8 protein-coding genes are annotated in these 9,757 nt (G+C 65.3%); 3 read left to right on the top strand and 5 right to left on the bottom strand.

The features are described from left to right. Nucleotides 1–56: 56 nt before the first annotated feature. Genes HU729_RS13500 through HU729_RS13490 form a run of 3 tightly spaced genes read right to left on the bottom strand, consistent with a single transcriptional unit; the run spans nt 57 to nt 4,598 of the window. The gene (locus tag HU729_RS13500) at nt 57–1,451 is read right to left on the bottom strand and encodes an efflux transporter outer membrane subunit (protein ID WP_186710480.1); all 1,395 of its coding nucleotides are present in this window, start codon (nt 1,449–1,451) and stop codon (nt 57–59) included. A gap of 3 nt (nt 1,452–1,454) precedes the next feature. Beyond that, nucleotides 1,455–3,419: a MacB family efflux pump subunit gene (locus HU729_RS13495; protein ID WP_186710479.1), complete on the bottom strand. Its 1,965-nt coding sequence runs from the start codon at nt 3,417–3,419 to the stop codon at nt 1,455–1,457. Beyond that, complete coding sequence (locus HU729_RS13490) at nt 3,420–4,598, bottom strand: efflux RND transporter periplasmic adaptor subunit (RefSeq protein ID WP_186669636.1); 1,179 nt, start codon at nt 4,596–4,598, stop codon at nt 3,420–3,422. 210 nt (nt 4,599–4,808) lie between these two features. On the opposite strand from HU729_RS13490, the gene HU729_RS13485 reads away from it, so the two are divergent. The 3 genes from HU729_RS13485 (at nt 4,809) to HU729_RS13475 (ending at nt 7,289) form a co-directional block, all read left to right on the top strand. After that, nucleotides 4,809–5,285, top strand: a complete 477-nt coding sequence (locus HU729_RS13485) for a sigma-70 family RNA polymerase sigma factor (protein ID WP_186710481.1) — start codon at nt 4,809–4,811, stop codon at nt 5,283–5,285. Between the two features lie 153 nt (nt 5,286–5,438). Beyond that, on the top strand, nt 5,439–5,924 hold the full coding sequence (locus HU729_RS13480) for a histidine kinase (RefSeq protein WP_186669635.1): 486 nt from the start codon (nt 5,439–5,441) through the stop codon (nt 5,922–5,924). Between the two features lie 54 nt (nt 5,925–5,978). Then, complete coding sequence (locus tag HU729_RS13475; protein ID WP_186669634.1) at nt 5,979–7,289, top strand: MFS transporter; 1,311 nt, start codon at nt 5,979–5,981, stop codon at nt 7,287–7,289. 67 nt (nt 7,290–7,356) lie between these two features. Here HU729_RS13475 and HU729_RS13470 read toward each other — a convergent pair whose 3' ends face one another. Continuing rightward, nucleotides 7,357–9,297, bottom strand: coding sequence for a methyl-accepting chemotaxis protein (locus tag HU729_RS13470; RefSeq protein WP_186710478.1), 1,941 nt, complete (start codon nt 9,295–9,297; stop codon nt 7,357–7,359). Nucleotides 9,298–9,514: 217 nt separating this feature from the next. Beyond that, nucleotides 9,515–9,688, bottom strand: coding sequence for a PA1571 family protein (locus HU729_RS13465; RefSeq protein ID WP_186669632.1), 174 nt, complete (start codon nt 9,686–9,688; stop codon nt 9,515–9,517). Nucleotides 9,689–9,757: the final 69 nt, after the last annotated feature.

The raw sequence follows: 9,757 nt of genomic DNA, 5'->3' as shown, positions 1-9,757 counted from the left end.
CGGTTCGCCGCTGCGACTTGCCCGCGAAGAAGACCCCCCGCGCTGACGGACTCCCCTCAGAGCCTCCATCCCCCGCCCAGCGCCTTGTACAGCGCCACGCTCCCCTGCAACCTGGCCAGGCGCAACTGCGCCTGTTGGTCTTCGGCCAGGTACAGGGTGCGCTGCGTTTCCAGTACCGTCAGCAGCGTCTCTGCCCCTGATGCATAGCGCTGTTCGGCCAGGCTGAAGGCGATGCGCGCCTGTTCCACTTCCTGATCCTGCCACTGGCGTTGCCGGTCGACGCCGTTGATCGCATTGAGCGCCTTTTCCACGTCGGCGAAGCCCGCGATGATCTGCGCGCGGTAATCCTCCAGCAACTCTTCCTGGCGCGCCTTGGCCTGGTCACGCTCGGCGCTGCGTCGGCCGCGGTCGAAGATGGGGGCGGTGAGGGCGGTGGTGAGGGTGTAGAAGGGGCTGTCGAGCACGTTGGCGAAGGTCCTGGCGCCACTGCCCAGGTCGGCACCGAGCACCACTCGTGGCAGCATGGCGGCCCTGGCTACCTGCACGTCGGCGCTGGCTGCCGCCAGGCGTGCCTCGGCGGCGGCGATGTCCGGGCGGCGACTGAGCAGTGCACTGGGGACGCCGCTGCCGATGCCTGGCCAGTTCAAGGCGCTGATCGACTCCTGGCCGGTATTCAGGCTCTGCACCGGATCACCGAGCAAGGTGGCAAGGGTGACGCGATTGTCCTGCCACTGTTGCTCCAGCAACGGCACCTGGCGCTCCTGGGCGGCGACCAGGCTGCGTTGCTGGGCCAGCTCCAGGCGGGTCGCCGAGCCCGAGCGTTCGCGGGCTTCGACCAGGCGCAGGACATCGTGCGCGTTATCGAGGTTGAGCCGGGCGATACGCAGTTGTTCCTCCAGTGTCAGCCCTTGCAGATAGCTGTCGGCAACGGCGCTGAACAGCGTGAGCTCGACCGTCTGGCGGTCGAAGCGACTGGCGTCGAGTTTGCGCAATGCACTGTCACGGGCAGCGCGCCGGCCGCCCCAGAAATCGATTTCGTAGCTGGCGCTCAGGCGCGTGGCGAAGGCGGTGCTGGTGCGCTCGCTGCTGGTGGCGTCGAGCTGGTCGTTGCCGTCGCCGCGCAGCAGGCGCTGGCGGCTGCCATCCACCCCCAGTTGCAGTTCGGGTAGCAATGGCGCCCCGGCGATCACGGCGCGGGCCTGTGCCTGGCGCACCCGTGCTGCAGCGGCCGCCAGGTCGTGGCTGTTGCTGCGGGCGCGTTCGATCAGGCGATCCAGTTCGCGGCTGGAGAACGCCTGCCACCAGGTGCTGTCCGGCAGCGCCTGGTGGGAGTCGGTGGCGCCTTGCCAGGTGGGCGGTGGCGTGATGTCGGCCTGCGGCGCTGGTGTGCTGTTGCAGGCGGCGAGGCAGAGGCTCAGGGTCAGCAGGCTGATGCGGCTTGGCAATGTCATGGGCTACACGCTGGTAAGGGCTTTGACCGGGTCGAGTCGGGCGGCTTTGCGCGCCGGCATGAAGCCGAACACGACACCGGTGATCACGGCGCAGGCAAAGGCGCCGAGGATGGCAGGCAGGGCGAAGGCCACGGCGATATCGGCCAGCAGCAGGGCGCCTCCGATGGTCAGGGCCAGGGCGATACCGGTCACGCCGCCGACCATCGACAGCATCACCGCCTCGGTGAGGAACTGGCGCAGGATGTCGCGCTGACGAGCACCGGTGGCCATGCGGATACCGATCTCGCGGGTACGTTCACGCACGGTCATGAGCATGATGTTCATCACCCCGATACCGCCGACCAGCAGCGAGATGGCGGCAATCGCGCCGAGCATCAGCGACAGGCTGTTCTGCGTGCGCGCCTCGGCCTGGATCAGCGCTGCGTCGTTGGTCAGGTCGAAATCCTGCTTGCCCTGGTGACGCTTGCGCATCAGGTGGGCGATGGCCGCTTCGGTCTCCGACACTCGGCTTGAGTCGGCGGCGGTGATGATCACGTATTCGGGATCGTGCTTGCCGAACAGGCGCATGGAGGCTGCCGAGTAGGGCACCACGATGCGCTCGTCGCTGTCCTGGTTGCCGGAGCTTGCGCCTTTGGCGGCGAGCACGCCGACGATCTGGAAGGGCACGTTCTCGATCAGCAGGTACTGGCCCAGCGGGTTGCTGCCGGGAGGCAGGAGCTTTTCCTTGACCTTCTGGCCAATCACCGCCACGGCGGCACCGCTGCGCTCGTCGGCGTCGGTGAACAGGCTGCCTTCGACCACCGGCCAGTTGAGGATGTGCGGGAATTCGGTGTTGTTGCCCCCCACGTAGAACGACTGGTTGTTGTTGCCGTGGCGAACCATCAGCTCGCCGCCGATCACCGGCATGATGCGCTGCACCTGGGGCAGGCCGGCGATGGCGGCGACGTCGTCGAGGGAAACAAGGCCCGCCGCTTCGCGGGAGGTGGCGTGCTTGCCGCTCAGATAGAGGATGTTGGAGCCGAAGGCGGCCATCTGCGCCATCACTTGGCGCTTGCTGCCTTCGCCGACGGCGAGCATCACCACCACCGAGGCCACGCCGATGACGATGCCGAGCAGGGTCAGGGCGGTGCGGAAGCGGTTGATCCACATGACCCGCCAGGCCGCCTGCAGCGATTCGACCAGCTCGCCTTTCCAGGCGCCGCGCAGGCTGGCGCCGCGGTCCAGGCGCTGGCGCAGATCATCGGCCTGCAAGCCAGGTGTGGGCGCAGCGGGCGGGCGTTCGGCGGCCGAGTCGCTGATGATCGCGCCGTCGCGGATCTCGATGATCCGCCGCGCCCGCGCCGCCACCTCACGGTCGTGGGTGATGAGGATGATCACATGACCTTGGCTGGCCAGTTCGTCCAGCAGGGTCATGACCTCGGCGCCGCTGTGGCTGTCGAGGGCGCCGGTGGGCTCGTCGGCGAGAATGATGTGGCCGCCATTCATCAGGGCCCGGGCGATCGACACCCGTTGCTGCTGGCCTCCGGACAGCTGGTGGGGGCGGTTGCCGGTGCGGCTGGCCAGGCCCAGGCGTTCGAGCAGCGCGGCGGCGCGGGCATGGCGTTCGGTTGCAGGTGTACCGGCGTAGATCGCCGGCATCTCGACGTTCTCCTGGGCCGAGCCTGAGGGTATCAGGTGATAGCCCTGGAACACGAAGCCGAAGGCCTCGCGGCGCAGCCAGGCCAGTTCGTCGCTGTCGAGTTCGGCGACGTCACGGCCAGCGAAGCGATAGCTGCCACGGGAGGGGCGGTCGAGGCAGCCCAGGATATTCATCAGGGTGGATTTGCCGGAGCCGGAGGCACCCACGATGGCGACGAACTCGCCCGGCTGGATGCTCAGGCTGATGCCACGCAGCACCTGGACCTCGGGCGAGTCGATGCCGCCGTAGACCTTGTGGATGTCATCGAGCTCGATCAGCGGTGCGTTCATTCAGCCTCCGCTGGCGCGTGGTGCGCCGATGACCAGTTGCTCGCCTTCACTGAGGCCGTCGAGGATCTGCACCCGCAGGCGATCGCTCAAGCCGGTGCGTACCTGGCGCTGTACGACCTTGCCGTTACGGGTCAGGACCTGTGCCAGGCGCATGCCCTCGGTGGGTGCGTCGTCCAGCGCCGCCAGCGGTGCGGTGAGCACCTGGCTGGCCTGGCCTGCGACGAAGAACACCTGGGTGGTCATCTCGGCCATCAGGGCGCCGTCAGGGTTGTCCACGTCCAGCAGTACGGTGTACTGCACCACCTTGCTGCCGGTGGTGCCACTGCTGGCGCTGGCCGGGCTGCCGCCGCCCTGGCTGGTCTGGTCGAGCGGCTTGGGCGGGATCGGCAGGATCTGGCGCACGGTGCTGGTCCAGCGGCGCTTGCCACCGGCCAGTGTCGTGAAGTAGGCCGTCATGCCAGGCTTGACCTGGCCGATGTCGGCCTCCGAAACCTGGGCCCAGACGGTCATCGGCGACAGCCGGGCAATGCGCAGGATCAGCGGGGTCTGCTGCTGGGCGTTGAGGGTCTGGCCCTCGCGTGCGTCCACCGCCACCACGGTGCCGTCCATCGGTGCGTAGATCCGTGTGTAGCCCAGTTCAGCCTCGTCGCTGCGCAGGCTGGCCTGGGCCTGGCGGATCTGCGCCTGGTACATGTCGATGCGTGCCTGGGTCACCTTGAGCTGCGCCTGGGCCTGCTGGACATCCTCCTGGCGCGTGGCGCCGGCACTGGCCAGCTCGTGCTGGCGCTGAAACTGCTGCTGGGCGAGCAGGTACTGGGCGCGCTGTTCGGCAAGCTGGGCCTTGAGGTTCTCGATCGAGTAGCGCCCGGCGTCCAGGCGTGCCTGTTGAGTGGAGGGGTCGATCTCCACCAGCAGTTGGCCCTTGCGCACTTCATCGCCAACTTCCACGTGCAGTTTGCGGATCTGTCCGGACGCCTGGGCGCCGACATCCACGTAGCGACGGGGTTGCAGGGTGCCAAGGGCGGTGACGCTGCTTTCGATGTCGCCGCGGGTGACCTGTACGGTGCTGACCGGCAGAGTGCCCAAGGGCAGGGCTTTCCAGGCCAGCAGGCTGCCCAGCGCGATCAGGCCCAGGCCGCCGAGAACGAGGCGGCGACGGAGTGTGGATGTACGTCTCATGCAGACTTCCAGCCAGGGATGAGGAGCGTGTCGCGCCTTTCAGGGCACGCACGGAGGTCACAGTTAGACGAACGCTGGGGAAATGGATTTAGCCGCAGGCGAGGGGTGTGTTGCTGAGAATGGTTGTAATTTGTAAGATGACACGCTGATATCACTGATGCGTATTTTCAATCGCATTGACGTTGCCCAACGGGAGAGGCAAGGGCCGTGGTGGAACATTACTATCGCGAACTGGTGAGTTTCCTCTCCTCGCGTCTGGGCAGCCGGCACGCGGCAGAGGATGTCGCCCATGACGCCTGCCTGCGCCTGCTCGAGCGCGGCGGTCACCCGCCGATCGAGCGACCCCGTTCCTTCCTCTACCGCACGGCGCTTAACCTGGTGATCGACCGGCACCGGCGTCAGACGGTGCGCCAGTCCGAGCCGCTGGAAGTGCTGGACAACGACGAGCGCTGGCATAGCCCGGCACCGCCCCATCTGCTGCACCTCAATGAGCGCCTGGAGCTGGTTCAGCGTGCACTGGACGAGTTGAGCGCACCGTGTCGCGAGAGTTTCCTGCTGCGCAAGCTCGAGGGCCTGTCGCATCCGCAGATCGCCGAGCGCCTCGGGGTTTCGCAGAGCGTGGTGGAAAAGCACATCGTCAATGCCATGAAGCACTGTCGCTTGCGCATGCGTCAGTGGGAGCAGTGAAAAGCCCGCGGAACAGGGGTGAAAAATCCCTGTGCAGCACCTTGATTTATCGTCGGTTCCCGACAACTATCTAGAGAGAGACCCGTCATTGCCCGCACAGGCGCAGCAAGGCCTGGCAGTGTCTCTGACCACCTTGCCGCCAGGGTCCGGACCATGCCGAACAAGTCCATGCGCATCCTCATCGCCGACGAGCATCCCGGCCAGCGCTTGCAACTGGAGCGCATGCTCAATGGCCTGGGCTACTACCGGATCGCCCCGGTGGAAAGCTTCGAAGACCTGCAGCGCCTGGTGCAGAGTGCATTGCACCCGTTCCAGCTATTGGTGGGCAACATCGAGCTGGGCAGCCATGCAGGCGTCGACCTGGCCCGTTTCTGCCGCGTCAGCCCGCAGATCCAGCATGTGCTGCTGTACCACTCCCAGCATCTGAAAGTGCCGAGCATCGCGCAGAGCGAACGCCGGGCGGTCAGTGTCAGCCTGCCCAAGGTGCCCGATAGCGAGGCACTGGAATCGTTCATGGCGATCATCGACACCCCGCAGGTGCTGGGGCAGGTTGCACTGCCGTCCGGGCTTGCCGGCGGCGCGGGCTATTCCTGGCGGCGGATGAACTTCTCGCACAACGCTTTCAGCCGTTCCAGCTGAGACGTATCGGCATTTGCTATCCTCTTGCCCTTTGCCGATCTGCGGAACCCAGAAATGACTGCCATCGATACCGCCCGCGCGCCTCGTTTCAGCCGCGGCGATCACCGTACCCTGGGCCTTGCGGCCCTTGGCGGCGCGCTGGAGATCTACGATTTCATCATCTTCGTGTTCTTCGCCCTGACCCTGAGCCAGCTGTTCTTCCCGCCACAGATGCCGGAATGGCTGCGCCTGCTGCAGAGCTTCGGGATCTTCGTCACCGGTTACCTGGCACGCCCTCTGGGCGGCATCCTCATGGCGCACTTCGCCGACCATCTCGGGCGCAAGCGCGTATTCAGCTTGAGCATCCTGATGATGGCCCTGCCGTGCCTGTTGATCGGGGTGATGCCGACCTACGCCGACATCGGCTACGCCGCGCCTCTGCTGCTGCTGGCCCTGCGCATCCTGCAGGGCGCCGCGGTCGGCGGTGAGGTGCCCAGCGCCTGGACCTTCGTTGCCGAGCACGCGCCTCCGGGGCGTCGCGGCTACGCCCTGGGCTTCCTGCAGGCGGGGCTGACCTTCGGTTACCTGCTTGGAGCGCTGGTCGCCACCTTGCTGGCGCGGCTCTACACCCCGCAGGAAATTCTCGACTTCGCCTGGCGTTATCCCTTCCTGCTGGGTGGGGTGTTCGGCGTGTTCGGTGTCTGGCTGCGCCGTTGGCTGAGCGAGACGCCGGTGTTTCTTGCCCTGCGTGAGCGCCAGACTCCGCCCGTGGCATTTCCGCTGCGCACTGTTCTCACTGGCCACCGCGCTTCGCTGATCCCGGCTGCGCTGTTGACGTGCGTGCTGACCTCTGCGGTGGTGGTGCTGGTGGTGATCACCCCGACGGTCATGCAGCAGCGTTTCGGGATCGATGCCGGGCATACCTTTGCGCTCAGCAGCGTAGGCATCGTCTTTCTCAATATCGGCTGTGTACTGGCGGGGCTTCTGGTCGATCGCATCGGTGCCTGGCGTGCGGTGATGATCTACAGCCTGTTGCTGCCGCTGGGGATCGGCGTGTTGTACGCCAGCCTGGTGGGGCAGTGGGGCTTGACCTGGGCGGCCTATGCGCTGGCCGGGTTGTCCTGTGGCGTGGTGGGGGTGGTGCCTTCGGTGATGGTCGGGCTGTTCCCGGCACAGATCCGCGTGTCAGGCATCTCCTTCACTTACAACCTGGCCTATGCGCTGTGGGCCAGTACAACGCCCCTGGCGCTGATTGCCCTGATGCCGTGGAGCCCCTGGGTGTGCGTGGGGTTCTGCCTGATCATGGGCGTGGTCGGGGCCTTGACCAGCGTCTTCTACGCCCAGACCACGCCCCTGTGTGCCGAGGAGCGAGCGGTCGGTTGCTGAGTGTGCAGGAGCGGGTTGACCCGCGAAAAAGACACCGCGCTGCCTGGCCGCCGCCCCACAAGGACGGTCAGGACTTGAAGCGTCCGACCAGCCCGTTCAGCTCTTCCGACAACTGCGACAACCTCCCCGAATCCGATTGCGCCGAGCTGGCCAGGCCTTCCACCAGCCTTGCCTCGTCGTAGATCTGCTGGATGTGCCGGTTGATCTCCTCGGCCACGCTGTGCTGCTCTTCGGCGGCTGCCGAGATCTGCAGGTTCTGATCGCGGATCTCGTTCACCGACAGCTGGATGCCCTCGAAGCTGTCCCGCGCGCGTGCGATCGAAGACACGCTGGCCCGCGACAGGTCCAGGCAGCTTTCCATCTTCTGCGACACTTCCTGGGTCTTGTTGCCCAGGGTGTTGAGCAGTTGGTCGATCTCGCCGGTGGAGTCGGCGGTACGCTTGGCCAGGGCCCGTACTTCGTCGGCGACCACGGCGAAACCGCGGCCTTGATCGCCCGCGCGGGCGGCCTCGATCGCTGCGTTCAGTGCCAGCAGGTTGGTCTGCTCGGCGATGGCGCGGATGGTGCCGAGGATCTGGTTGATGTTGCGGCTGCCTTCCTCGAGCTCGACCATCGCCTGCGACGACTCGCTCAGGCGGCTACCCAGGCGATTGACGTTGTCGGTGGTCAGCTCGATCTGCTGCTTGCCCTCGGCGACGCGGTGATGGCCGTTTTCTGCGGCGTCGGCCGCGCTGCTGCAGGAGCGTGCGACTTCGTTGGCGGTGGCGACCATCTCGTTGAAGGCAGTGGACACCAGTTCCACGGCTTCACGCTGGCGCCCTGCGGCTTCGTTCATGTTGCCGGCCAGTTCGCTGTTGGCCCGCGATGCTTCGTGCAGGTTGCCCGAAGCGGCGCCGATGCGCTGGATGAGTTGGCGGATCGCCGCGAGGAACTTGTTGAACCAGCCGGCCAGCTCGGCGGTTTCATCCTTGCCCTGGATCACCAGGTCCTGGCGCAGGTCGCCTTCGCCCTGGGCGATCTGCTGCAAGCCGGTGCTGACTTGGCCGATGGGCTTGACGATGACCCGCGAGAACGCGGCTGCAACCAGGGCGAAGACCAGTGCCAGCACCAGTACGATGATGGCGGTGAGGTAGGTCATGTGGGTGGCGGCGCCCATCACTTCGCTGTACTCGATCAGGCCGACGAAGCGCCAGCCCAGGCCTGGCGAGGTCCAGACATTGGCCATGTAGCGCACCCCCTCGATCACCACCTCGGTGGATCCTTGTTCGGTGGCTGCCAGTTGTGCATACGGCTCGCCAAGGTCCTTCAGTTGCTTGAAGCCATGGCTGGCATCGCGTGGATCAACCAGCACGGTGCCGTTCTCGATCAGCATCACATATCCGCTCTTGCCCAGCTTGATGCTCTTGACCAGTTCGGTGAGGTTCTTCAGCGACACGCTGACCACGAACACGCCCTTGGGCTTGCCGCTGGCATCGTTGAGCGTGCGCGCGGTGCCGACCAGGGCGACGTCGTCCTTGTCGTAGTAGTAGGCGGCGGTGCGCACGGTCTTGCCCGGAGTAGCCATGGCGGCCTTGTACCAAGGACGCGCGCGTGGATCGTAGCTGGCCAGCTTCGGGTCATCCGGCCACTTGGCGTAGGTGCCGTCCTCAAGGCCGATGGAGATGATGGCTGCCGCCTGATGGGTAGCGCCATAGCGGGCAAAGGCGTCGATGACCTGCTGGGTGGCTGCAGGCAGGGGGTGGCTGGCAGCGTCGGCGGAGGTGTAATCCTTGAGTGTACTCACTGATGTGTATACAGGATCTGTCGCCATTTGTTCTACGTTTTGTAGCGTGCCATCGAAGAACTGACGCATGTTGCCGTCGATCTGGCGAATTTCACGGGTGCTGCCGTCGAGGAACTGATCCACCGCCTCGGCGCGGATGTTAACCACAGAAATCACGCCGACCAGGGCTACCGGGATGAAAGCCACCAATACGAACGCAAGCACCAGCTTGTTTTTTATCTTCATCGGGACGAACCATTCGTGGGAGTGAAAAGCAGGAGGGCCATTTCGCATGCGTAGTGGCTATCTGCTATTTATCCTGTTTCGGCGCGTCACGGGAAAATCTTTAGTGCATAGTTCGTGTACAAAAAAATAAATGATTGTTCTGGTTCTGCGAGGCGGCCCAAGGCGCAGAAACGAAAAACCCGGCGCAAGCGCCGGGTTGTAAGGGATTCATTGGCTTTCAAGCCTTGCGGACTTTCTCCACCCGGCTCTCCTCGAGCTCCTTGCAGGCCTTCTGGATCATCTGCTCGGTGATCGGGACCTCACGGCCCTGGGCATCGATGATCGAGCCACACACCTGGGGCTTCGGGGGCTGGGCGCTTTTTACGGTGTCGCTGCTATGTTGCAAGCTCATTTCCTGTCTCCTCATCAGGTTGCAAGCTCAGGGTAACCACTCGCCGTGACTGACCTGTGACAGCTCCTT

Origin of the sequence: Pseudomonas sp. RW10S2 (assembly GCF_014268985.1) — a bacterium.
Lineage (GTDB): Bacteria > Pseudomonadota > Gammaproteobacteria > Pseudomonadales > Pseudomonadaceae > Aquipseudomonas > Aquipseudomonas wayambapalatensis.
This window is presented reverse-complemented; position numbering and strand designations above follow the sequence as displayed.

Coding starts and splice junctions, on each gene's coding strand:
- HU729_RS13500 (WP_186710480.1), bottom strand. CDS start 1,451: ATGACATTGCCAAGCCGCATCAGCCTGCTGACCCTGAGCCTCTGCCTC.
- HU729_RS13495 (WP_186710479.1), bottom strand. CDS start 3,419: ATGAACGCACCGCTGATCGAGCTCGATGACATCCACAAGGTCTACGGC.
- HU729_RS13490 (WP_186669636.1), bottom strand. CDS start 4,598: ATGAGACGTACATCCACACTCCGTCGCCGCCTCGTTCTCGGCGGCCTG.
- HU729_RS13480 (WP_186669635.1), top strand. CDS start 5,439: ATGCCGAACAAGTCCATGCGCATCCTCATCGCCGACGAGCATCCCGGC.
- HU729_RS13475 (WP_186669634.1), top strand. CDS start 5,979: ATGACTGCCATCGATACCGCCCGCGCGCCTCGTTTCAGCCGCGGCGAT.
- HU729_RS13470 (WP_186710478.1), bottom strand. CDS start 9,297: ATGAAGATAAAAAACAAGCTGGTGCTTGCGTTCGTATTGGTGGCTTTC.
- HU729_RS13465 (WP_186669632.1), bottom strand. CDS start 9,688: ATGAGCTTGCAACATAGCAGCGACACCGTAAAAAGCGCCCAGCCCCCG.